The organism is Streptomyces sp. NBC_01808 (genome assembly GCF_035917395.1).
Classification (GTDB): domain Bacteria; phylum Actinomycetota; class Actinomycetes; order Streptomycetales; family Streptomycetaceae; genus Streptomyces.
Genome location: NZ_CP109072.1, coordinates 7,860,239 through 7,882,885 on the forward strand (window position 1 = coordinate 7,860,239; position 22,647 = coordinate 7,882,885).

A 22,647-nucleotide genomic window follows, 5' to 3' on the forward strand; every position below is an offset into this window, starting at 1 on the left:
CATTGAGCCTTGCAGGTGATGTTAATGCTGTCAACATGAGGCATGATGCGACTATGAGCGAGGTCAGGAGCGGGAAGGCCGGTTACCACCATGGCGACCTGCGGAACGCGCTGGTCGACGCGGCTTCGGAGCTGGCCCGCGGCGGCGGGCCCGAGGCGGTCGTGCTGCGCGAGGCGGCCCGGCGCGTCGGCGTGTCGCCGACGGCCGCGTACCGCCACTTCGCCAACCAGGCCGATCTGCTGCAGGCGGTCAAGGACGAGGGCCAGCGGCGGCTGGCGGACTCCATGGAGAAGGTGATCGCCGAGACCGAGGGGCCACCGGGCGGGGATCCCGCCGGGGCGGCCAAGGGCCGGCTCATGGCGCTCGGCCTCGGCTACGTGCGCTTCGCCGTCACCGAGCCCGGCATGTACCGCGCGGCCTTCTGCCGGGTCGAGCTGGGCCGGCAGCCGTGGAACCAAGGCGACGGCGTCGGGGACCTGCACCCCGGAGACGTCCGCTCCTTCCGGCTGCTCATCGGTGCCATGGACGCCCTCGACGCCGCCGGCGTGATGCGACCGGGCGTACGGACCGGCGCGGAGTTCGCCGCCTGGTCCTCCGTGCACGGGCTGGCGATGCTCCTCCTCGACGGGCCGCTGAGCGACCTGCCGCCCCCGCAGCGGGACGCGATCGTCACCCGCACGCTCACCATGATCTTGGACGGCCTCACCGTGTGATCCGGCAAACCCCTTGCGCACGACGGCGTTTCGCGCTCCTTCCGGCGCGCGCGGATTGAGGTGACCACCGCATGCCGCGTCTTCGTCCTGTACGGCGTACGCTGGACCGGTGCTGTTTGGCGGCATGTGGGCGATAAGGGAGCTTGGGGGTCGCCCCGGACCTGCTCGGGGTCACGACGCCGGCGGCGGCGTGTCCGGAATGGGCACATCTGGGTACGCGGTGTAGAACGGGAGGCGTGACGGCTATGGCGAAGACGAAACCCCAGCTCGAATGCGCGCCCGCCGTCTGCTCCCCGGGGGCGGCAGCCCAGGGCAGTCGCCGGTGACCCCGGCGGACGACGCTCCGTCGCGCGCCGTACTCGGCCAGGCCGCCGACGAGAACTTCCCCGTGGCCCCGTTCTTCCTGCCCCGTGCCTGGCGCGCGGACCTCATGGCGCTCTACGGCTACGCCCGGCTGGTCGACGACATCGGGGACGGCGACCTCGCCCCCGGCGGCGCCGACGCCGCCGCCCTCGGCCTCGGCCCCGACGAGGCCGACGACACGCTCGCGCTCCTCGACGCGCTGGAGGCCGACCTGGAGCGGGTCTTCACCCCCGGGGCCACGCCCGGCCACCCCCTGCTGCGCAGGCTGCGGCCCACGGTCCGCCGCCACCGGCTGTCCCCGCAGCCGTTCCACGGCCTGCTCCAGGCCAACCGGCAGGACCAGAAGGTGCGGCGCTACGAGACGTACGCCGAGCTGGAGGGCTACTGCGAGCTGTCCGCCAACCCGGTCGGCCGGCTCGTCCTCGCCGTGACCGGTACCGAGAGTCCCGAGCGCATCCGGCGCTCGGACGCGATCTGCACCGCTCTGCAGATCGTCGAGCACATCCAGGACGTGGCCGAGGACCTCGGCCGGGACCGCATCTACCTCCCGGCGGAGGACATGCGCCGCTTCGGCGTCACCGAGGCGGACCTCGCCAGACCCCGCGCCGGCGAGCCGGTGCGCGCCCTGCTCGGGTACGAAGCCGACCGCGCCGCGCGGCTCCTCGATGAGGGCGCGCCCCTCGTCGCCAGCGTGCGCGGCCGGCTGCGGCTGCTGCTCGCCGGCTTCGTGGCCGGCGGGCGCGCGGCCCTCGCCGCCGTCGCCGCCGCCGGTCACGACGTGCTCCCCGGACCCCCGAAGCCCACCCGGCGCAGGCTGCTGCGCGAGGTGGGGTCGACCCTGCGACGAGAGGGGTGACCGCACCGTGACGACACCGTCGCGCGCGGCCTACGCATCCGCACAGGTGCTCACCGCGTACCGGTACTGCGAGGCCGTCACCGGCCAGCAGGCCCGGAACTTCGCGTACGGCATCAGACTGCTGCCGTACGACAAGCGGCTGGCGATGTCCGCGCTGTACGCGTTCTCGCGCCGCGTGGACGACATCGGCGACGGCGAGCTGCCACCCGAGGCCAAGCGCGCCCGGCTGGAGGACACCCGCGGCCAGCTCGACCGCATCCGGGCCGGCCAGGTCGCCGAGGACGACACCGACCCCGTCGCCGTGGCCCTCGCCCACGCCGCACGCCGGTTCCCGATCCCCCTCGGCGGGCTCGACGAGCTGATCGACGGCGTCCTCGCGGACGTACGCGGCCAGGAGTACGAGACCTGGGAGGACCTGAAGGACTACTGCCGCTGCGTGGCCGGCGCCATCGGGCGGCTCTCCCTCGGCGTGTTCGGCACCGTCCCCGGCACCCGGCACTCGGAGCGCGCCCCGGGCTACGCCGACACGCTCGGGCTCGCGCTGCAACTGACGAACATCCTGCGGGACCTGCGCGAGGACGCCGCCGAGGGCCGCAGCTATCTGCCGGCGGTCGACCTCGCCAAGTTCGGCTGCTCCGCGGGCTTCCACGGCGACACCGCGCCGGCCGGCTCGGACTTCCCCGGGCTGGTGCAGTTCGAGGTGCGCCGCGCCCGCGCGCTCTTCGCCGACGGCTACCGGCTGCTGCCCATGCTCGACCGGCGCAGCGGCGCCTGCGTCGCGGCGATGGCCGGGATCTACCACCGGCTGCTGGAGCGGATCGCCGCCGACCCCGAGGCCGTGCTGCGCGGGCGGGTGTCGCTGCCGGGCCGGGAGAAGGCGTACGTCGCGGTCCGCGGCCTGGCCGGGGTCGACGCCCGGCAGGCGAGCCGGAGGTCCCGGTGAGCCCCGCGTCCGGCGCCCCCGCGGCCCAGCCGGACGTACGCGGGGAAGGCCCCGTAAACACGGCGCGCGAGACGGATCGGGAGCGCCCGGAGGCGCCCTCGGCGTGGGCCGCGGCGCATGGGGCGCAGGGTTGTGCGCCGCGGCCCGCCAAGGTGTGCGGCGCGGGACGGCGGGCCAGACATAGTGGGTGGCGATACGGGTGGGGAGGTGGCCGGTGATGGCTGATCCCGGCCCGGACAGACGGCCGCGGGCCGTGGTCGTCGGCGGCGGGCTCGCCGGGATGACCGCCGCGATGGGACTCGCCGACTCCGGCGTCGACGTCACGCTCCTCGAAGGCCGGCCGCGCCTGGGCGGACTCGCCTTCTCCTTCCGCCGCGGCGAGTTGTCCGTCGACAACGGCCAGCACGTCTACCTGCGTTGCTGCACCGCGTACCGCTGGTTCCTCGACCAGGTCGGCGGCACGGGGCTCGCACCGCTGCAGGAGCGCCTGGACGTGCGCGTGCTGGACGCCGCCACCCCGGCCCGCAAGGGCGTGGGCCCGCGCACCGGCACGCTCGGCCGCACCGACCTGCCGGTGCCGCTGCACCTCGCCGCCGGCCTCTCGCGCTACCCGCACCTGTCGCTCGCGGAGCGCGCGAGCGTGGGCCGCGCCGCGCTGGCGATGCGCCGGCTCGACCCCGCGGACCCCGCCCTGGACGGCGTGGACTTCGCCAGTTGGCTGCACAAGCACGGCCAGTCGCCGCGCGCCGTCACGGCGCTGTGGGACATGGTCGGCGTCGCCACCCTCAACGCCTTCGCCCCGCAGGTCTCCCTCGGGCTGGCGGCGATGGTCTTCAAGACCGGGCTGCTCACCGAGCGCGGCGCCGCCGACATCGGCTGGGCCCGGGTACCGCTCGGCGAACTGCACGACACGCTCGCCCGCCGCCGCCTGGAGCGCTCCGGCACCCGCATCATGATGCGCACCCGCGCCACCGAGCTGCGCCGCGGCCCCGCCGGCGGCTGGCAGGTCGACGTCGCCACCGGACCCGAACGCGCGGGGGGCACCCCCGCGACGCTCGACGCCGACGCCGTGGTCCTCGCCGTACCGCAGCGCGAGGCGCACGGGCTGCTGCCGGCCGGCGCGCTCGACCACAAGGACCGGCTGCTGCAGATCGGCACCGCGCCCATCCTCAACCTCCATGTCGTGTACGACCGGCGGGTGCTGCACTCCCCGTTCGTCGCCGCGATCAACACCCCCGTGCAGTGGATCTTCGACCGCACGGACACCTCCGGCCTCGCCGACACCCCCGGGGGCCGGGGCTGCCAGTACGTGGCGGTCTCCCAGTCCGCCGCGCAGGACGACATCGAGCGGCCCGTCGGCGAGCTGCGCGAGCGTTACCTCCCCGAGCTGGCGAAGCTGCTGCCCGACGCCCGCGGCGCCGAGGTACGCGACTTCTTCGTCACCCGCGAGCGCACCGCGACCTTCGCCCCGGCACCGGGCGTCGGCCGGCTGCGCCCGGGTCCCCGGACCCACGCGCCCGGCCTCGCACTCGCGGGCGCGTGGACCGCCACCGGCTGGCCCGCGACCATGGAGAGCGCCGTTCTCAGCGGCCTCGCCGCGGTCCGCGAGACCCTCGGCGGCCTGGGTCGAGAAGTGCCGCGGAACCTGCTGGAAGCAGTTTGAGATCCGTCATCGGAGGAGAGAACGTGCCCCGTCCAGAACCGGACACCGACACCGCGGCCACCCCCGGCGCCGCCGAAGTCCTGGCCCTGCTGGACCATGCCCGGGAGCTGACCAACCCCGTGCTGCGTACCGTCGTCGACCGGCTCGTACCCCCCATGGACACCGTCGCCGCCTACCACTTCGGCTGGATCGACGCGCAGGGCAACCCCGCTGAAGGAGACAGCGGCAAGGCCGTACGCCCCCTCCTCTCGCTGCTCGCCGCCGAGGCCGCCGGCGCCTCCCCGGAGACCGGCGTCCCCGGCGCCGTCGCCGTGGAGCTGGTGCACAACTTCTCCCTCCTGCACGACGACCTGATGGACGGCGACGAGCAGCGGCGCCACCGCGACACGGTGTGGAAGGTGCACGGCCCCGCGCAGGCCATCCTCGTCGGGGACGCCCTCTTCGCGCTCGCCTGCGAACTGCTGCTGGAACTCGACACGCCCGAGGCGGCGCGCGCCGCCCGCCGGCTGAACACCGCCACCCGCAGGCTCATCGACGGCCAGGCGCAGGACATCTCGTACGAGCACCGCGAGAGCGTCAGCGTCGCCGAGTGCCTGGAGATGGAGGGCAACAAGACCGGCGCGCTGCTCGCCTGCGCCTGCTCCATCGGCGCCGTGCTCGCCGGCGCGGGCGACGAGGCGGCCAACGGTCTGGAGCGCTTCGGCCTCCATCTGGGCCTGGCCTTCCAGGCCGTCGACGACGTGCTCGGCATCTGGGGCGAGCCCGCCGTCACCGGCAAGCAGACCTGGAGCGATCTGCGCCAGCGCAAGAAGTCCCTGCCGGTGTGCGCGGCGCTCGCCGCGGGAGGCCCCGCCTCCGCCGAACTGGCGAAGACCCTCGCCGCCGACGCCAAACGCGCCGACGGCCGAAATACCGATGCAAAAAGCGACTTCGACGAGGAAGAATTCGCTGCCCGGGCCGCGTTGATCGAAGAAGCCGGGGGACGCCGGTGGACTCAGGAGGAGGCACAGAGGCAGCACGAGAGCGCTCTCGCCTCGCTCGACGGGGTGAAGATGCCCGACGACATCCGCGAACGGTTCGTCGCACTCGCCGACTTCGTCGTCGTACGCCGGCACTGACACCGACGCCCGGGCCCGGGCCCGGACGTCCCTTCGAAAGGGGTGTGCATGAAAGCCACTGCCGATGGCGGCAACGCAACCGACACTGCCCCCGCAGGGGCGGCGGCTGCCTTACTGGCCGCGAGGCAGGCCGTCGAGCGGGCAAGCGCCAACCTGCTCGGCCGGCAGGACGTCGAAGGCTGGTGGAAGGGCGACCTGGAGACCAACGTCACCATGGACGCCGAGGATCTGCTGCTCCGCGAGTTCCTGGGCGTACGGGACGAGCACACCACCCGTGCCGCCGCCCGCTTCATCCGCGGCCGGCAGGGCGCGGAGGGCGCCTGGGCGACGTTCTACGGCGGCCCCGGCGACGTCTCCGCGACCGTCGAGGCGTACGTCGCGCTGCGGCTCGCCGGCGACGCGCCCGACGAGGAGCACATGGCGCAGGCCGCTGCCTGGGTGCGCGCGCACGGCGGCATCGCCGCCACCCGCGTCTTCACCCGCATCTGGCTGGCGCTGTTCGGCTGGTGGCGCTGGGAGGACCTACCCGAGCTGCCGCCCGAGCTGATCTACCTGCCGTCCTGGTTCCCGCTGAACATCTACGACTTCGGCTGCTGGGCCCGGCAGACGGTCGTGCCGCTGACCGTCGTCTCCGCCAAGCGCCCGGTGCACCCGGCGCCGTTCGCCCTCGACGAGCTGCACACCGACCCCGCCGTGCCCAACCCGCCCCGGCCGCAGGCGCCGGCGGCGAGCTGGGACGGCCTCTTCCAGCGGCTGGACCGGGCGCTGCACGTGTACCGCAAGGTCGCCGTGCGCCCGCTGCGCAAGGCGGCGCTGCGCAGTTGCGCCCGCTGGATCATCGAGCGCCAGGAGAGCGACGGCTGCTGGGGCGGCATCCAGCCGCCCGCCGTCTACTCGGTGATGGCGCTGCACCTGCTCGGCTACGACCTCGAACACCCGGTGCTGAAGGCCGGGCTCGAGTCCCTGGACCGCTTCGCGGTCTGGACCGACGCCGTGGAGAAGCCCGCGGCGGACACCGGCGCCGCGAGTGACACGGGAGACACGCGCGACGAAGGACCGGTCCGGATGATCGAGGCGTGCCAGTCCCCGGTCTGGGACACCTGTCTGGCGACCATCGCGCTCGTCGACGCCGGCGTGCCCGCCGACCACCCCCAGCTCGTCAAGGCCGCCGACTGGATGCTGGCGGAACAGGTGCTGGCCACCGGCGACTGGTCGGTGCGGCGCCCCGGGCTCACCCCCGGCGGCTGGGCGTTCGAGTTCCACAACGACAACTACCCCGACACCGACGACACCGCGGAGGTCGTCCTGGCCCTGCGCCGCGTCGCCCACCCCGACCAGGCGCGCGTCGACGCCGCCGTGGAGCGCGCCGTGCGCTGGCTGGCGGGCATGCAGTCGAAGAACGGCGCCTGGGGCGCGTTCGACGCGGACAACACCTCGGCGCTCCCCAACAAGCTGCCGTTCTGCGACTTCGGCGAGGTCATCGACCCGCCGTCGGCGGACGTCACCGCGCACGTCGTGGAGATGCTCGCCGGCGAGAAGCTCGGCGACGACCCGCACGCCCGCCGCGGCGTCGCCTGGCTGCTCGCCGAGCAGGAGGCGGCCGGCGGCTGGTTCGGCCGCTGGGGCGTCAACTACGTGTACGGTACGGGCTCCGCGGTGCCCGCGCTGGTCGCCGCCGGGCTGCCCACGTCGCACCCGGCGATCCGGCGGGCCGTCTCGTGGCTGGAGAGCGTGCAGAACGAGGACGGCGGCTGGGGCGAGGACCTGCGCTCGTATCCGGACCCGAAGTGGATCGCCCGCGGCGACTCCACCGCCTCGCAGACCGGGTGGGCGCTGCTGGCGCTGCTGGCCGCGGGCGAGCACGACAGCGCGGCCGTCGAGCGCGGCGTCGCCTGGCTGGCCCGTACCCAACTGCCCGACGGGTCCTGGGACGAGCCGCAGTTCACCGGCACCGGCTTCCCGTGGGACTTCTCCATCAACTACCACCTGTACCGGATGGTCTTCCCGCTCACCGCGCTCGGCCGCTATCTGTCCGCGACCGCCGGCCTGACGCCGGCCGCCGGTGACAGCCGGGAGGTCTGATGCCCGACGCACCCGCGCCACTGCTCGTCGTCTGCGCCCTCGGCATCGAGCGCCGGGCGCTGGCCTCGGGCACCGGCCGCGCCGAGGGCGCGGCGGGCGGCGCGGGTCCGGTCGATGTACTGCGCACCGGCATGGGTCCCGAGCGGGCCACGCGGGCCGTGGCCCGCCGGCTCGCGGAGGAGCCGTACCGGGAGGCGCCGGTGATCGCCGCCGGCTTCTGCGCCGGGCTGCTGCCCGACATGCGCCCCGGCGACGTCGTCGTCGCCGACGCCGTACGGGCCGACGGCGAGGGCACCGAGACCACCGGCTGCCCGGACAACGGGTCGCTGCACGACGCCCTCGCCCTCCTCGACGCCCGGGTGCACACCGGGCTGCTGATCGGCACCGACCACGTCGTACGCGGCGCGGCCGGCCGAGCCGCACTGCGCGAGCGCGGCGCGGTCGCCGCCGACATGGAGTCGGCCGCCACGCTGCGCACGGCCGCGGCGACCTCCGGGACCCGGCCGGTGGCCGCCGTCCGGGTGGTCGTGGACGCGCCCGAGCATGAACTCGTCCGTTTCGGAACGCTGCGCGGTGGCATCGCCGCGTACCGCGTGCTCAGCTCAGTTCTTCCTGCATTTTTCGAATGGCACCGTCATGTGATGATCCCCAGGAGGCGAACCTGATGGCCATGCCACTGCGTCAATCGCTCAAGGTTGCCGGTTATCTCTTCTCGCAGCGGACGATCAAGCGACGGGAGAAGTTCCCGCTGATCGTGGAGCTGGAACCACTCTTCGCCTGCAACCTCAAGTGCGAGGGCTGCGGGAAGATCCAGCATCCCGCGGGCGTGCTCAAGCAGCGCATGCCGGTGGCCCAGGCGGTCGGCGCCGTGCTGGAGTCGGGCGCGCCGATGGTCTCGATCGCGGGCGGCGAGCCGCTGATGCACCCGCAGATCGACGAGATCGTACGGCAGCTCGTGGCCCGCAAGAAGTTCGTCTTCCTCTGCACCAACGCCATGCTGCTGCGCAAGAAGCTCGACAAGTTCGAGCCCTCGCCCTACTTCGCCTTCGCCGTGCACATCGACGGGCTGCGCGAGCGGCACGACGAGTCGGTCGCCAAGGAAGGCGTCTTCGACGAGGCCGTGGCGGCGATGAAGGAGGCGAAGCGGCGCGGGTTCCGGGTCACGACGAACTCCACGTTCTTCAACACCGACACCCCGCAGACCGTCGTCGAAGTCCTCGACTTCCTCAACGACGACCTCCAGGTGGACGAGATGATGATCTCGCCCGCGTACGCCTACGAGAAGGCGCCCGACCAGGAGCACTTCCTCGGCGTCGAGCAGACCCGCGAGCTGTTCAAGAAGGCCTTCGCCGGCGGCAACCGCAAGCGCTGGCGGCTCAACCACAGCCCGCTGTTCCTCGACTTCCTGGAGGGCAAGGTCGACTTCCCGTGCACGGCCTGGGCCATCCCCAACTACTCGCTCTTCGGCTGGCAGCGCCCCTGCTATCTGATGAGCGACGGGTACGTGCCGACGTACCGGGAGCTGGTCGAGGATACTGACTGGGACAAGTACGGCCGCGGCCGGGACGACCGGTGCGCCAACTGCATGGCCCACTGCGGCTACGAGCCCACCTCGATCCTCGCCACCACCGCGTCGCTGAAGGAGTCGCTGCGCGCCGCGCGGGAGACCGTCGGCGGCAACCGCACCCGAGGGGGAGCGCGAACGGGAGGGGAATGAGATGCCGCTCCTGGAGAGCATCGGCGGCCCCCGCGACCTGAAGGCGCTGCCGCCGGAGCGGCTGGACGAACTGGCGGGGGAGATCCGCGAGTTCCTCGTCCACGCCGTCGCCCGCACCGGCGGCCACCTCGGGCCGAACCTCGGCGTCGTCGAGCTGACCCTCGCGCTGCACCGGGTCTTCGACTCGCCGGCCGACCGCATCCTGTGGGACACCGGCCACCAGTCGTACGTACACAAACTGCTCACCGGCCGCCGGGACTTCGCCCGGTTGCGCGGCAAGGGCGGCCTGTCCGGCTATCCGTCGCGGGCCGAGTCCGACCACGACGTGATCGAGAACAGCCACGCCTCCACGGTCCTCGGCTGGGCCGACGGCCTGGCCAAGGCCAACGAGGTGCGGGGCGCCGACGACCACGTCGTCGCGGTCATCGGCGACGGCGCGCTGACCGGCGGCATGGCCTGGGAGGCGCTGAACAACATCGCCGCCGCCCGGGACCGGCCGCTGGTCATCGTCGTCAACGACAACGAGCGCTCCTATTCGCCGACCATCGGCGGCCTCGCCGACCACCTGGCGACCCTGCGCACCACCGACGGCTACGAGCGCTTCCTGTCCTGGGGCAAGGAACTGCTCGACCGCACCCCGGTGGTGGGCAAGCCGCTGTACGACTCGCTGCACGGCGCGAAGAAGGGCTTCAAGGACGCCTTCGCGCCGCAGGGCATGTTCGAGGACCTGGGCCTGAAGTACGTCGGCCCGGTCGACGGGCACGACATCGCCGCCGTCGAGTCCGCGCTGCGCCGCGCCCAGCGGTTCCACGGGCCGGTCCTCGTGCACTGCCTGACCGAGAAGGGCCGCGGCTACCAGCCCGCGCTGGACGACGAGGCCGACCACTTCCACACGGTCGGCGTCATGGACCCGTTCACCTGCGAGCCGGTCGCCCCGCCCAGTGCGCCGTCGTGGACCTCGGTCTTCTCCGACGAGTTGGTACGGATCGGCGCCGAGCGCAAGGACGTGGTGGCGATCACCGCCGCCATGCTCCACCCGACCGGGCTGGCCGCGTTCGCCGCGGCGTACCCGGAGCGGGTGTGGGACGTCGGCATCGCCGAGCAGCACGCCGCGGTGTCCGCCGCGGGCCTGGCGACCGGCGGGCTGCACCCCGTCGTCGCCGTCTACGCCACGTTCCTGAACCGGGCGTTCGACCAGGTGCTGATGGACGTCGCGCTGCACCGCTGCGGGGCGACGTTCGTGCTCGACCGGGCCGGTGTGACCGGTCCCGACGGCGCCTCGCACCACGGCATGTGGGACATGTCGATCCTCCAGGTCGTCCCCGGGCTGCGGATCGCCGCCCCTCGCGACGCGGACCAACTGCGCGCCCAGTTGGGCGAGGCCGTCGCCGTCGACGACGCGCCCACCGTCGTGCGCTTCCCGCGGGGCACGGTGTCCGAGCCCATACCCGCCCTCGCGCGTGTCGGCGGCATGGACGTGCTGCGCCGCGACGAGCGCGAGGACGTGCTCCTCGTCGGCGTCGGCGCCATGGCGTCCGTCTGCCTGGAGGCCGCGGACCTGCTCGCCGCGCGGGGGCTGGGCTGCACGGTCGTGGACCCGCGCTGGGTCAAGCCCGTCGACGGGCACCTGCCGCCGCTGGCCGACCGGTTCCGCACCGTCGCCGTGGTGGAGGACAACTGCGCCGCCTCGGGCGTGGGCGCCGCCGTCGGGCGGGCGCTGCGGGACGCCGAAGTCGACGTACCCTTGCGCACGTTCGGCCTGCCGGCGGAGTTCCTGCCGCACGGCACGCGGGCCGAGGTCCTGGCCGAGGCCGGGCTGACCCCGGCCCGGATCGCCGCCGCCGTCGGCGGGGTGCCCGCCGCCAGGGCCGGGGAGCCGGCCCGTACCAGGGAGAGGGAAGAAAGCACCCGATGAGCTTCGACATCGGGGCGCTGCTGGCCGAGCGCGGGGGAGAGCGCTACGACCTGCACGCCCGGTACCTCAACCACCAACTGCCGCGGATGCTGCACACGCTGGGCTTCGACAAGACGTACGTGCGCGGTCAGGGCGCGTACTTCTACGACGAGGAGGGCCGGGACTACCTCGACCTCCTCGCCGGCTTCGGGGTCATGGGCCTCGGCCGCAACCACCCGGTGGTCCGCAAGGCCCTGCACGACGTGCTCGACCTGGACCTCGCCGACCTCACCCGCTTCGACTGCCAGCCGCTGCCCGGGCTGCTGGCGGAGAAGCTGCTGGGCCACGCGCCGCACCTGGGCCGGGTGTTCTTCTCCAACAGCGGCACGGAAGCCGTCGAGACCGCGCTGAAGTTCGCCCGCTACGCGACCGGCAAGCCGCGCGTCCTCTACTGCGACCAGGCGTTCCACGGGCTGACCACCGGCTCGCTCTCCGTCAACGGCGTCGAGGCGTTCCGCGACGGCTTCGCGCCGCTGCTGCCGGACACCTCGGTCCCGCTGGGCGACCTGGACGCGCTGGCGCGGGAGCTGCGCGCCGGGGACGTCGCGGCGCTCGTGGTCGAGCCGATCCAGGGCAAGGGCGTGCACGCGCCGCCGCCCGGGTATCTGCGCGCGGCACGGGAGTTGCTGCACAAGCACGGCGGGCTGCTCGTCGCGGACGAGGTGCAGACGGGCATGGGGCGCACCGGGGAGTTCTTCGCGTACGACCACGAGGAGGGCGTCGAGCCGGACCTCGTCTGCCTGGCGAAGGCGCTCTCCGGCGGGTACGTGCCCGTGGGTGCCACCCTGGGCCGGGAGTGGATCTTCAAGAAGGTCTACTCGTCCATGGACCGCGTGCTGGTGCACTCGGCGAGCTTCGGCACCAACGCGCCCGCGATGGCCGCGGGGCTCGCCACCCTGCACGTGCTGGAGGACGAGCGGCTCGTCGAGAACGCCCGGCACACCGGCGACCTGCTGCGCACCAAGCTCGCCGGGCTGATCGACCGGTACGAGCTGCTGCACGACGTGCGCGGGCGCGGGCTGATGGTCGGCATCGAGTTCGGCAAGCCGGCGTCGCTGAAGCTGCGCGGGCGCTGGACGCTGCTCCAGGCCGCCCGCAAGGGGCTGTTCGCGCAGTTGATCGTCGTGCCGCTGCTGCAGCGCCACCGCATCCTCACCCAGGTCTCCGGCGACCGGCAGGAGGTCATCAAGCTGCTGCCGCCGCTGGTGATCGGGGAGGCGGAGGTGCAGCGGTTCCTGGACGCGTTCACGTCGGTGATGGACGAGGCGCACGCGGGCGGCGGGCTGATCTGGGAGTTCGGCCGCACCCTGGCCAAGCAGGCGGTCTCCGGGCGCTGACCGGGTCAGGCGGTCAGCAGGTTGGCGCGCAGGCGGTCGCGGGTGGTGTCGCTGAGGTGCAGGGCCTCGTGGAGGTAGCGGTCGACGGTGCCCCAGCGCTCGGCGATCGTGGCGAAGGCCGCACCCAGGTAGCTCGCCCGGGCGTCGAACAGCGGGCTCAGCAGCTCCATCACCTCCGGCGACGTGCCGCCCTGCGCGCCCTCGCCGCGCTGGACCCGGTAGCGGCGGTGCTGCGCGTTGGATTCCAGGTAGTCCGCCTCGATCGCTTCCCGCTCGACGCCCACCGCCAGCAGCGCGAGCGCGATGGTCAGCCCGGCGCGGTCCTTGCCCGCCGCGCAGTGCAGCAGCGCGGGGGTGCCGTCGTCGGCCAGCGAGTGGAGGATCCGGGAGTGCTCCGCGTTGCGGTTGAGGACCATGTCCCGGTACGAGTCCTCCATGCGCGCCGCCGCCTGGCCGTCGCCGAGCAGCGAGCGCAGCGTCGGTATGTCGCCGTCGCGGACGAGCTTCCAGAACTCCTTGCCCTCCGCGGGGTCGTTGAGCGGCACGTTGATGTTCCGTACGCCCGGCAGGTCGACGTCGGGGCCGTCGAGGCGGATGTCGGCGGCGTTGCGGAAGTCGTAGACCGTACGCAGGCCGAGCGAGCCGAGGAAGGCGGCGTCCTCGGCGGTGGCGTGGGCCAGGTGCCCGCTGCGGTAGAGCCGGCCGGGCCGGGTCCTGCCGCCGCCGGTGGTGGGCAGCCCGCCGACGTCGCGGAAGTTGCGGACACCGGTCAGCTCAGGCTCGGTCGTCTGCGTCATCGGGGCTCCGTAACGTCGGGAGGGCGCGGCACTTTGACAGTACGACAAAGGCACGCTGGACAAGGATCCCCCCGGCTGCGATGTTGTGTATCTCTGTTGAGTTATGGGAGACGTGATGGTCGAGGTCGGTGGGAACGGTCGGATCTGGCTGCTGTCGGGCCCGCACAGCAGCTACGCCCTGCGGCTGAACCGGCGCGACGAGCTGCTGCACCTCCACTGGGGACCGCGGCTCAGCCTCGCCGACGCCGAGGCGCTGGCCGCGGAACCGGCGCCGCGCTTCCGCTCCTTCGAATCGCGCCTCGACGGCCGCGAGGAGTACCCCGTCGAGGGCGGCCCCCGCTTCGTGCGGCCCGCGCTCGCCGTACGCGCCGCGGACGGCGCCGGCGGGCGCGGCAGCGAATGGGAGTTCCGCGGCGCCGGGACCGAGGGCGGCGTGCTGCGGCTCACCTTCCACGACCCCGTGCACCGCCTCGCCGTCACCCTGCACTACCGCATGCGCGCAGGCGCCGACGTGCTGGAGCGCTGGGCCACCGCCGTCCACGAGGGCGGCGCGGGCGACCCCGCGCTGGAGCTGCTGCGGCTCGACTCCGCGGCCTGGACCCTGCCGCGCGCCGACCGCCGCCGCCTCTCCCACCTGCACGGCCGCTGGGCCGCCGAGAGCCTGCTCGCCCGCGCCGAGCTGACCCCGGGCGAGACCGTCATCGGCAGCCGCCGCGGCCACACCTCGCACCGCCACCTGCCCTGGATCGCCCTGGACGACGGCACCGCGGGCGAGGAGCACGGCGAGGTCTACGGCTGCGCGCTGGCCTGGTCGGGATCCTGGCGCATCGCCGTGCAGCAGCTCGACGACGGCGTCGTGCAGGCCGTCGGCGGCGCCGGGCACGACGACTCAGGACTGGTCCGGCTCGCGCCCGGCGAGTCCTACACCGCGCCCGTCTTCGCCGGCCTCTACACCGACGGCGGCTTCGGCGCCGCCTCCCGCGCCTGGCACGCCTGGCAGCTCGCGCACGTCGTACCGGACGCGCACATCCCCCGGCCCGTCCTCTACAACTCGTGGGAGGCCACCAAGTTCGATGTCGAGCTGGAGCACCAGCGCGAGCTGGCGCGCCGGGCCGCGGCGATGGGCGTGGAGCTGTTCGTCGTCGACGACGGCTGGTTCGGCGCCCGTACGCACGCGAAGGCCGGCCTCGGCGACTGGACGCCCAACCCCGACCGCTTCCCCGACGGGCTGAAGCCGCTCGCCGACGAAGTCCACGCCCTCGGCATGCACTTCGGCATCTGGGTCGAGCCGGAGATGGTCAACCCCGACAGCGACCTCTACCGCGCCCACCCCGACTGGGTGCACCACCGGCCGGACCGCCGGCGTACCGAGTTCCGCCACCAGCTCGTGCTGGACCTCGGCCGCCCCGAGGTCAGGGCGTATCTGTGGGAGCAGCTCGACGAACTGCTGCGCTCCGCGCCCATCGACTACGTCAAGTGGGACTTCAACCGCTCCCTCACCGAGCCGGGCGCGCACACCGACCCCTCGGTGCCGCACGTGCAGGGGCTGTACGACCTGCTCGACCGGCTGCGCGCCGCGCACCCGCACGTCGCCTTCGAGTCCTGCTCGGGCGGTGGCGGCCGGATCGACCTCGGCATCCTGTCCCGTACGGACCAGGTGTGGACCTCCGACAACACCGACCCGCTCGACCGGCTGCCCATCCAGCACGGCATCGGCCAGATCCACCCCGCCCGGGTCACCGCCGCCTGGGTCACCGACAGCCCCAACGAGCAGATGCAGGACCGCGTCAGCAGCCTGCGCTACCGCTTCGTCAGCGCCATGGCAGGCGTGCTCGGCGTCGGCGGCGACCTCGCCCGGTGGAGCGGCGAGGAGCTGGCCGAGGCCGGGCGCTGGGTGGAGCTGTACAAGCGGATCCGCCCCGCCGTCCAGCTCGGCCGGCTCTACCGGCTGCGGGAGCCGCAGGAGGGCCTGAGCGCCGTGCAGTACGTCCTCGGCGACGACCCGGAGCGCGCCGACGAGGTCGTCGTCCTGGCCTGGCTGCAGGCGCAGCGCTACAACGAGTCGCTGCCGCCGCTGCGCCTCCCCGCGGTCGACCCGGCCGCGGAGTACGAGGTGCTGGCCGGCGGCGAGCCGGGGGAGGTGCTGCGGGGCGGGGTGCTCGCGCACCGGGGGCTGCACACCGGGCTGCACGGGGACCTCGACGCCACGGTGGTGCACCTGCGCCGCCGCTGACGGCCGCGGGGCCCGTACCGCAGGACCGTGCGCGCGAGGTGCGTGACGCCCCGGACCGTCGCACAATGTGACGTGACCGGGGGGACCCCGACGGAGCGGGACCATGCGCTTCCACGACCGTAGCGAGGCGGGCCGCGCGCTCGCCCGGCGGCTGCGGGACAGCCGGCCCGAGGCCGGCGCCGCGCCCGCCGCCGGCGCCCCGCGCGGCGCCGTGGTGCTCGCGTTGCCGCGCGGCGGCGTGCCCGTCGCGTACGAGGTCGCCCGCGCCCTCGGCGCCCCGCTCGACGTGCTCCTCGTCCGCAAGATCGGCCACCCGCACCACCCCGAGTACGGGCTCGGCGCGGTGGCGGGCGACGCCCCGCCGCTCTACGACCCCGACGCGCTCGCCGGGTCCGGGCTCACCGAGCGTGACCTCGCGGCGACCGCCCGCAGGGAGAGCGCCGAGCTGCGCCGCCGCGAGTCGCTCTACCGCGGCGGCCGGCCCGCACCCGCGCTCGCCGGCCGCTGGGCCGTCGTCGTGGACGACGGGCTCGCCACCGGCGCGACCGCCCGCGCGGCGCTGCGCGCGGCGCGGGCGGCGGGGCCCGCACGGCTCACCCTGGCGGTGCCGGTGGCGTCGCCCGGCGGGCTCAGGGCCGTACGCGGCGAGGCGGACGACGTGACGTGCCTCTACGCGCCGGCGGACTTCGGTGCGGTCGGACTCTGGTACGACGAGTTCGAGCAGCTAACGGATGCCGATGTGCTCGAACTGCTCGGTACTGGCTGAAAAACGGTCGCGACCCGGTCGCTGAGTGATCGTCAACTAACGTGAGGTAGGCGTAGGTTGGACATGCTGAGAACCTATGCCAGCGGCAAGCGGAGCCCACTAAGCTGCTTGCGATGCTCAGCGTGACCGCTTGGCGTCACACAGTCGTTCGACCCTGAGGATGCTCATGGATCCAGCGGGACCCGCCACCGGCGGCCGGCGGACGGGATTCGTCCGCTGGTGGCTGATACCCACCGCCGTCGTGGTCGTGAGCACGGCCATCGCCCTGCCGCTCGTCTCCGCCGACGCGCGTACGCCCGTCGCCGTGTGCGGCGCGGTCGCCACCCTCGTGGTCGCGTTCGCCGCCGCCGAGGCCGAGCGCCGCGGGCGGGCCGCCGGCGCGCCGTCCGCGGAACACGCGGACCACGAGGCCGCGTGGGAGCGGCGGCTCGCCGCCCAGGAAGCCGAGATGATCCGGCTCGCGGGCCTGCTGCCGCAGGCCGTCGCGCGGCTGCAGCGGGGCGAGTACGCCGAGGACGTGCTCACCGACATAGAGGCGGAGAAGTCCCTGACCCCGCAGGTGCGCGCCGCCCACGCGGCCGCGCTGCGCTCCGTCGTCGAGGCGGTGCAGAACGCCGAGGACCTGCGCGTCTCCGCCGAGCGCGGCTTCGTCAACATCGCCCGCCGGGTGCAGGCCATCATCCACCAGCAGGCGCGCAGCCTGCGGGAGATGGAGGACCGGCACGGCCGGCGGCACGAGTTCTTCGCCGACCTGCTCAAGCTCGACCACGGCACCGCGCTGGTCGGCCGGCTCGCCGACAGCATCGCCGTGCTCGGCGGCGACCGCCCCGGCCGCCAGTGGGGCAAGGCCATCGCGCTCTACAGCGTGCTGCGCGGCGGCATGTCCCGGATCATCGACTACCAGCGCGTCGAACTCCACCCCGTGGCCGAGGTCGCCGTCGTCGGCTCCGCCGTCGAGCCGCTGATCCACGCCGTCGCCGAACTCCTCGACAACGCCACCCGCTACTCGCCGCCGCACGCCAAGGTCCATCTCTCGGCCACCGAGGTGCAGTCGGGCGTCGCCATCGAGATCGAGGACGGCGGCGTGGGCCTCAGCGAAGAGGCGCGCGAGCGCGCCGAGCGCATGCTCGCCGAGGCCCAGGCCGGCATCGACCTCAACGACCTCGGCGAGACCCCGCGGCTCGGGCTCGCGGTCGTCGGGCGGCTGGCGCAGACGTACGACTTCCGCGTCTCGCTGCGCCCGTCCGCGTACGGCGGCGTGCGCGCGGTGCTCGTCGTGCCGCAGGTCCTGCTCACCACCACGCCCGCCACCGGCACCGCCCACGGCATCGGCGCCACCTCGGGACCGCGGCCGCTGCGCAACCCCACCCCGGCGCCGGCCGGGATCGAGGGCAGCACCGACGCGCGCGCGGGCCTCAAGCGCAGCCGGGACCGGGTGCCGCCGGCGCGGCAGGCGGGCCCGCAGCCCTCGCCGCCCGCGCACCCCGAGCCGGTCCCCGGCAGCCTGCCGCAGCGCCGCCGCCGTACCCCGGTCGCGCCGCCCGCCGCCCCGGCGGCCGGCGGGCAGGCGTCCGGACGGCGTACGGCCACCGCGGCCCCGGCCGGGACCGAGAACGGCGCGGCGGCGAGCAGCGGCGTCGAACCGGGCCTGTGGCTCGGCGACTTCACCCGCGGCCTGGAGGGCGAGCCGCAGGCCGGCGACGCGGGCGCGGCCGCGGAGCCGCAGGAGCCGGGCGGTACCGCCCGCGGCGAGGACGAGGCGGCCGGGTCGATACGCCCGGAACGCTCTGCCCGCCTCCGGCACGGCGACGGAGCACCGGAATCGTCGAATCCATCATCGGGCGAGGAGGACTGACGTGGCGCAGCGAGCGGACATGGACTGGATGCTCCGGGATCTGGCCGAGAGCGTCCCCGAGACCCGGCACGTCGTGGTCCTGTCCTCCGACGGGCTGCGGATGGCCCAGCACGGCACCGAGCCGGACACGGCCGACCGGCTCGCGGCCGCCTGCGCCGGGCTGCAGAGCCTGGCGAAGTCGATCGCCGGCGTGTTCCCGAACAGCAACGGGAAGATGCGGATGCTGGTCATCGAGGTCAGCGGCGGATTCTTCTATCTCATGGCCGCGGGCGCCGGAGCCTATCTGGCGGTCGCGGCCGACGAAGGAGTCGACGCGGGCCTCATGGGCCAGCGCATGCGCGATCTCGTCGCACGCATCGGGGCACATCTGACAAGCCCACCGCGGAGCGACGGACAGGCCATATGAAGAAAGCGGACCACGAGTGGCACGACGACGGTCCCGAACGGCTTTACGTCATCACCGGCGGGCGCAGCGGCACCGCCGCCCAGGGTGCACCCGACCTGGTCACGCTCGTCATCTCCCGGACGCAGCCGGCGCCCGGGATGCAGCCTGAGCGCGCGGCCATCGTCCGGCTGTGCCGCGCGCCCCTGTCCGTCGCCGAGCTGACCGCCTATCTGCGCCTGCCCTTCAGCGCGGTGGCGGTGCTCGTCGCGGACCTGATGGCGGAGGGCGCGGTCGAGACCCGCTCCACCGTCCCGCCCGTGGCAGACCTGCGACTCCTCGAGGAAGTAATGGATGGACTCGAACAGCTTTGACGCCGTCGTGGGTCCGCGCAGCGAGGACCTCCTGCCCGCCTCGGCGACGACGTCGGTCAAGGTCGTGGTGGTGGGCGGGTTCGGCGTCGGGAAGACGACCATGGTCGGCGCGGTCAGCGAGATCGATCCGATGACGACCGAGGAGACGATGACCCGGGCCGGCGAGGGCGTGGACCACCTCGCCGGCGTGCCGGACAAGAGCGAGACGACCGTCGCCATGGACTTCGGCCGGATCAGCCTCAACGAGCGGCTGGTGCTCTACCTGTTCGGCGCGCCCGGCCAGCAGCGCTTCTGGTTCCTGTGGCAGGGCCTCTTCGAGGGCGCGCTCGGGGCCGTGGTCCTGGTCGACACCCGCCGGCTCGAAGCCTGCTTCGACGTGCTGGGCCGGCTGGAGGAGGGCGGCGTGCCGTTCCTCGTCGCGGTCAACCGCTTCCCGGACGCCCCGTCCCACTCCCTCGACGAGATACGGGCCGCGCTCGACCTGCCCGCGCACGTACCGCTCATCACCTGCGACGCCCGCGATCAGGAGTCCTCCCGCAGCGTCCTGAAGTCCCTGGTGCGCTTCCTGCACTCCATAGCCCTGACCACGGAGGCGTCGTGACGACGGAATCCGACCCCGTACCGGCAGCAGACCCATCGGAGCAGAGCGCCGGCCAGGCCGCGGCGCCACCGCCCGGCTGCCCCGCGCACGCCGGCGGCGCCGGCGGCCCGGCCCGGATGGACGGCCCCGAGGCGGCGTCGAACCCGTACGGGCTGTACGAGAAGCTGCGTGCCGAGCACGGCGCCGTCGCGCCCGTCCTCGTCCACGGCGACCTGCCCGCCTGGCTGGTCCTCGGCTACCGCGAGCTGCTGGACGTCACCCGCAACCCGACCCGCTTCTCCCGCGACTCGCGCAACTGGCGCTTCCTGCGGGACGGCCAGGTCGGCCCGGACAACCCGCTGCTGCCGCTGGTCACCTGGGTGCCGATGTGCTCCTTCGTCGACGGCTCCGAGCACCGGCGGCTGCGCTCCGCGGTCACCGACAGCATGAAGCGCTTCGACCGGCACGGTATCCGGCGCCACGTCACCCGGTTCTCCGGGCAGCTCGTCGACGAGTTCGCGGCCACCGGCCGGGCGGACCTGGTGGGCCAGTTCGCGGAGCACCTGCCGATGCTGGTGATGACGAAGGCGCTCGGCATGGCCGAGTCGTACGGCCCGCAACTGGTCGAGGCCGCCCGGGACATGGTCAAGGGCTCCGAGACGGCGATCGCGAGCAACGACTACATCGTGCAGACGCTGCGCGACCTGGTGGCGCGCAAGCAGGCGGCGCCCGGGCACGACTTCGCCTCCTGGCTGGTGGCGCACGAGTCGGGCCTCCGCGACGACGAGCTGGTCGAGCACCTGCGGCTGGTGCTGATCGCCGCGTACTCCACCACCGCGAACCTGATCGCGAACACCCTGCGCATGGTGCTCACCGACAGCCGCTTCCGCGGCAACCTGGCCGGCGGCCACATGACGCTGCCGGACGCGCTGGAGCAGGTGCTGTGGGACGAGCCGCCGTTCACCGCCGTCTACGGGCGGTACGCCACCGGCGACACGGAGCTGGCCGGGCAGCAGATCAAGGCAGGGGACCTGCTGATCCTGAGCCTGGCCGCGGGCAACCTCGACCCGGAGATCCGCCCCGACCTCGACGTGCCGGTGCACGGAAACCGCTCGCACCTGGCGTTCAGCGGCGGGCCGCACGAGTGCCCGGGCCAGGACATCGGCCGGGCCATCGCCGACACCGGGATCGACACGCTGCTGTCGCGGCTGCCGGACCTGAGCCTGGCGGTCGAGGAGAAGGAGCTGAAGCACCGTACGTCGCTGCTCTCCCGCGAACTGGTCGAGCTGCCGGTGACCTTCACCCCGCCGGGCCCCGCCACGGGCGCGGTCCGGCGGGAGCAGGTGCCCGCCGCTGCCGTACCGGGTCCTTCCGCCCCCGCCGGCGGGGCGCCGGCGCCGGCCGCGCAGGAGCCCGTACCGGCGGCGGTGGCCAGCGCGACCGCGCCGGGGCCCGTGCCCCAGGCCGCCGCCCCCGGGCCCGGGGCGCACCCCGACGGCCCCCCGCCGGGTGCGGGTACGGAGCCGGGCCGGCGGCGGCGGCCGTCGCTGTGGCGGACGCTGGTCGCGTGGTGGCGCGGGAGCTGAGCCGCCGCCGCTAGCCGAGGTGCGGCTCTATGTACGCGGGTGCGCTGCCGACCCTCGTGGTGGCCACTTCCCGGTAGCGCGGCGACCAGCCGTGCCATTCGAGGCTGCCCGCAATCCAGGAGCCGAGGTCGGTGAGCGAGTCCTCGATCACCGCCCACCCGTGGGGGTCGAGGCCGAAGAGCGGCTTCATGCCGCGTACGTCCCGGCAGGCGGACCTGAAGTCCTCGGAGCGCTGCCCGACCATGGCGGCCGCCCGGTCGAGCGCCGCCTGCCAGGTGCCGCCTTCGACGTGCCACAGCACGGCGGCGAGGTGGTCGTGGTCGCCGCGGGCGGTCTCCTTGTGCACCGAGTAGATGTCGTTGGTCCAGGAGACGACGTCGTTGGCGGCGTCCCGGACCGCCCGGTAGGCGTCGCTGGCGGCGACGGCGGCCGGGATCTCGGTGGAGTTCGCGGGCTCGATCAGGTCGAAGCTCATCTCGCAGCCGGAGTTGAGCCGCCGGCGCCGCGCGAAGTCCGCGAGCGTCTGGCCGGCGATCCGGGCGGGTTCCGCGTGCGGCAGGATCGTGTACCACAGGAAGTCGCGGTAGTGCGCGGCGAACCGCTCGCGCCAGGCGCGGGAGAAGGGCTTGGCCGTACGCTCCCACAGCTCGGCGAGCGCGGCGGCGAGGGGCCCGGCGGGCGCCGGCGCGTCGAGGTCGGGGTCTAGCTGGGCGCCCAGCTCGGCGGCCGTGCGCAGCCGCTGGGCGGGGGTGAGGGCCACGTGGCCCTCGTCGAGGTGGTCGTCGACGATCCAGTTGTAGACCTGCCACTCGGCGACCAGTTCGAGACGGTCGGCGCGGGGGTAGACGGTGGCGGCGAACCGGCCGAAGCCGGCGCGGTGGAAGTGGGTGACGGCGGACCCGTCGCGGATCAGGTCGGCGTGGCGCGCCCAGGCGATGATGTGGTCGTCCAGACCGGCCGCCTCGGGGTGCAGCTGAGCCGGAAACGGACACCAGATCGGCGGAAAAGTGACCTCCACTGGAGTCGTTTTGTGAGAAGTTACGCCACTCCTGTTCTTCTTGAGCGTCATGTTCTGTCTCCTCGGGACCGGGATTCGACAGTGACCTGCCCAACCTGCCCGGGTGCCTGCCTCCGGCAACCTGTTCGCATCTTCTTTGGCTATACGTACGACGGAATGCGCCGAGCAATATCGGACAGGGCGTACCCGCGCCCGCCCGCCAATCCACCGAGATAGCCGCAACAGGTGCCCGAGCGCGCCCGCGCGCCCCTATGTTGGGGCGGCCCCCCACGCGTCGCTCAGGACTCAGGTACCGCTCACTGGGAGGCCC

19 protein-coding genes are annotated in these 22,647 nt (G+C 73.7%); 17 read left to right on the forward strand and 2 right to left on the reverse strand.

Features of this window, described 5'->3' with window-relative positions; genetic code table 11:
* The first annotated feature begins 53 nt into the window (after nucleotides 1–53).
* The 10 genes from OG946_RS34340 (at nucleotide 54) to OG946_RS34385 (ending at nucleotide 12,746) form a co-directional block, all read left to right on the forward strand.
* Nucleotides 54–713 (forward strand): TetR/AcrR family transcriptional regulator, encoded by a 660-nt coding sequence (locus OG946_RS34340; protein ID WP_326799837.1) that lies wholly within the window; start codon nucleotides 54–56, stop codon nucleotides 711–713.
* A 271-nt stretch (nucleotides 714–984) separates the two neighbouring features.
* Entirely contained in the window at nucleotides 985–1,932 is a 948-nt protein-coding gene (gene hpnC, locus OG946_RS34345) for a squalene synthase HpnC (protein WP_442814569.1), read from the forward strand.
* Between the two features lie 7 nt (nucleotides 1,933–1,939).
* Nucleotides 1,940–2,875 carry a presqualene diphosphate synthase HpnD gene (hpnD, locus tag OG946_RS34350; RefSeq protein WP_326799838.1) on the forward strand — a complete coding sequence of 312 codons (936 nt, stop codon included), beginning with the start codon at nucleotides 1,940–1,942 and terminating at the stop codon, nucleotides 2,873–2,875.
* Between the two features lie 217 nt (nucleotides 2,876–3,092).
* A complete protein-coding gene (gene hpnE / locus OG946_RS34355) occupies nucleotides 3,093–4,538 on the forward strand; it encodes a hydroxysqualene dehydroxylase HpnE (RefSeq protein ID WP_326799839.1) in 1,446 nt (481 codons plus the stop codon).
* Between the two features lie 23 nt (nucleotides 4,539–4,561).
* Nucleotides 4,562–5,656: a polyprenyl synthetase family protein gene (locus OG946_RS34360; protein ID WP_326799840.1), complete on the forward strand. Its 1,095-nt coding sequence runs from the start codon at nucleotides 4,562–4,564 to the stop codon at nucleotides 5,654–5,656.
* Nucleotides 5,657–5,704: 48 nt separating this feature from the next.
* Nucleotides 5,705–7,738 (forward strand): squalene--hopene cyclase, encoded by a 2,034-nt coding sequence (shc, locus tag OG946_RS34365; protein WP_326799841.1) that lies wholly within the window; start codon nucleotides 5,705–5,707, stop codon nucleotides 7,736–7,738.
* Entirely contained in the window at nucleotides 7,738–8,403 is a 666-nt protein-coding gene (locus OG946_RS34370; protein WP_326799842.1) for a phosphorylase family protein, read from the forward strand. Before shc ends, OG946_RS34370 begins: the two co-directional genes overlap by 1 nt.
* Nucleotides 8,403–9,455 carry an adenosyl-hopene transferase HpnH gene (hpnH, locus tag OG946_RS34375; protein ID WP_326799843.1) on the forward strand — a complete coding sequence of 351 codons (1,053 nt, stop codon included), beginning with the start codon at nucleotides 8,403–8,405 and terminating at the stop codon, nucleotides 9,453–9,455. The genes OG946_RS34370 and hpnH overlap by 1 nt, the downstream gene beginning before the upstream one ends.
* Before the next feature lies 1 nt (nucleotide 9,456).
* Entirely contained in the window at nucleotides 9,457–11,370 is a 1,914-nt protein-coding gene (gene dxs / locus OG946_RS34380; protein ID WP_326799844.1) for a 1-deoxy-D-xylulose-5-phosphate synthase, read from the forward strand.
* Nucleotides 11,367–12,746, forward strand: coding sequence for an aspartate aminotransferase family protein (locus OG946_RS34385; protein ID WP_326799845.1), 1,380 nt, complete (start codon nucleotides 11,367–11,369; stop codon nucleotides 12,744–12,746). Before dxs ends, OG946_RS34385 begins: the two co-directional genes overlap by 4 nt.
* A 5-nt stretch (nucleotides 12,747–12,751) precedes the next feature.
* Here OG946_RS34385 and OG946_RS34390 read toward each other — a convergent pair whose 3' ends face one another.
* Complete coding sequence (locus tag OG946_RS34390) at nucleotides 12,752–13,543, reverse strand: tyrosine-protein phosphatase (RefSeq protein ID WP_326799846.1); 792 nt, start codon at nucleotides 13,541–13,543, stop codon at nucleotides 12,752–12,754.
* 115 nt (nucleotides 13,544–13,658) lie between these two features.
* On the opposite strand from OG946_RS34390, the gene OG946_RS34395 reads away from it, so the two are divergent.
* From OG946_RS34395 to OG946_RS34425, 7 genes are all read left to right on the forward strand, one after another.
* Nucleotides 13,659–15,776, forward strand: a complete 2,118-nt coding sequence (locus tag OG946_RS34395) for an alpha-galactosidase (RefSeq protein WP_326799847.1) — start codon at nucleotides 13,659–13,661, stop codon at nucleotides 15,774–15,776.
* Nucleotides 15,777–15,879: 103 nt separating this feature from the next.
* The gene (locus OG946_RS34400; RefSeq protein ID WP_326799848.1) at nucleotides 15,880–16,542 is read left to right on the forward strand and encodes a phosphoribosyltransferase; all 663 of its coding nucleotides are present in this window, start codon (nucleotides 15,880–15,882) and stop codon (nucleotides 16,540–16,542) included.
* A gap of 166 nt (nucleotides 16,543–16,708) precedes the next feature.
* Nucleotides 16,709–18,397 (forward strand): ATP-binding protein, encoded by a 1,689-nt coding sequence (locus OG946_RS34405; RefSeq protein WP_326799849.1) that lies wholly within the window; start codon nucleotides 16,709–16,711, stop codon nucleotides 18,395–18,397.
* A 19-nt stretch (nucleotides 18,398–18,416) separates the two neighbouring features.
* A complete protein-coding gene (locus OG946_RS34410; protein ID WP_047020624.1) occupies nucleotides 18,417–18,803 on the forward strand; it encodes a roadblock/LC7 domain-containing protein in 387 nt (128 codons plus the stop codon).
* Nucleotides 18,800–19,153 (forward strand): DUF742 domain-containing protein, encoded by a 354-nt coding sequence (locus tag OG946_RS34415; RefSeq protein WP_326799850.1) that lies wholly within the window; start codon nucleotides 18,800–18,802, stop codon nucleotides 19,151–19,153. Before OG946_RS34410 ends, OG946_RS34415 begins: the two co-directional genes overlap by 4 nt.
* Nucleotides 19,134–19,754 (forward strand): GTP-binding protein, encoded by a 621-nt coding sequence (locus OG946_RS34420; protein WP_326799851.1) that lies wholly within the window; start codon nucleotides 19,134–19,136, stop codon nucleotides 19,752–19,754. Before OG946_RS34415 ends, OG946_RS34420 begins: the two co-directional genes overlap by 20 nt.
* A 116-nt stretch (nucleotides 19,755–19,870) precedes the next feature.
* The gene (locus OG946_RS34425; protein ID WP_326800461.1) at nucleotides 19,871–21,319 is read left to right on the forward strand and encodes a cytochrome P450; all 1,449 of its coding nucleotides are present in this window, start codon (nucleotides 19,871–19,873) and stop codon (nucleotides 21,317–21,319) included.
* A 10-nt stretch (nucleotides 21,320–21,329) separates the two neighbouring features.
* On the opposite strand, the gene OG946_RS34430 is transcribed toward OG946_RS34425, so the two are convergent.
* Nucleotides 21,330–22,337, reverse strand: coding sequence for a terpene synthase family protein (locus OG946_RS34430; RefSeq protein WP_326799852.1), 1,008 nt, complete (start codon nucleotides 22,335–22,337; stop codon nucleotides 21,330–21,332).
* Nucleotides 22,338–22,647 lie beyond the last annotated feature (310 nt).

Coding starts and splice junctions, on each gene's coding strand:
- OG946_RS34340 (WP_326799837.1), top strand. CDS start 54: ATGAGCGAGGTCAGGAGCGGGAAGGCCGGTTACCACCATGGCGACCTG.
- hpnC (WP_442814569.1), top strand. CDS start 985: ATGCGCGCCCGCCGTCTGCTCCCCGGGGGCGGCAGCCCAGGGCAGTCG.
- hpnE (WP_326799839.1), top strand. CDS start 3,093: ATGGCTGATCCCGGCCCGGACAGACGGCCGCGGGCCGTGGTCGTCGGC.
- shc (WP_326799841.1), top strand. CDS start 5,705: ATGAAAGCCACTGCCGATGGCGGCAACGCAACCGACACTGCCCCCGCA.
- OG946_RS34370 (WP_326799842.1), top strand. CDS start 7,738: ATGCCCGACGCACCCGCGCCACTGCTCGTCGTCTGCGCCCTCGGCATC.
- hpnH (WP_326799843.1), top strand. CDS start 8,403: ATGGCCATGCCACTGCGTCAATCGCTCAAGGTTGCCGGTTATCTCTTC.
- dxs (WP_326799844.1), top strand. CDS start 9,457: ATGCCGCTCCTGGAGAGCATCGGCGGCCCCCGCGACCTGAAGGCGCTG.
- OG946_RS34385 (WP_326799845.1), top strand. CDS start 11,367: ATGAGCTTCGACATCGGGGCGCTGCTGGCCGAGCGCGGGGGAGAGCGC.
- OG946_RS34390 (WP_326799846.1), bottom strand. CDS start 13,543: ATGACGCAGACGACCGAGCCTGAGCTGACCGGTGTCCGCAACTTCCGC.
- OG946_RS34395 (WP_326799847.1), top strand. CDS start 13,659: ATGGTCGAGGTCGGTGGGAACGGTCGGATCTGGCTGCTGTCGGGCCCG.
- OG946_RS34400 (WP_326799848.1), top strand. CDS start 15,880: ATGCGCTTCCACGACCGTAGCGAGGCGGGCCGCGCGCTCGCCCGGCGG.
- OG946_RS34405 (WP_326799849.1), top strand. CDS start 16,709: ATGGATCCAGCGGGACCCGCCACCGGCGGCCGGCGGACGGGATTCGTC.
- OG946_RS34410 (WP_047020624.1), top strand. CDS start 18,417: ATGGACTGGATGCTCCGGGATCTGGCCGAGAGCGTCCCCGAGACCCGG.
- OG946_RS34415 (WP_326799850.1), top strand. CDS start 18,800: ATGAAGAAAGCGGACCACGAGTGGCACGACGACGGTCCCGAACGGCTT.
- OG946_RS34420 (WP_326799851.1), top strand. CDS start 19,134: ATGGACTCGAACAGCTTTGACGCCGTCGTGGGTCCGCGCAGCGAGGAC.
- OG946_RS34425 (WP_326800461.1), top strand. CDS start 19,871: ATGGACGGCCCCGAGGCGGCGTCGAACCCGTACGGGCTGTACGAGAAG.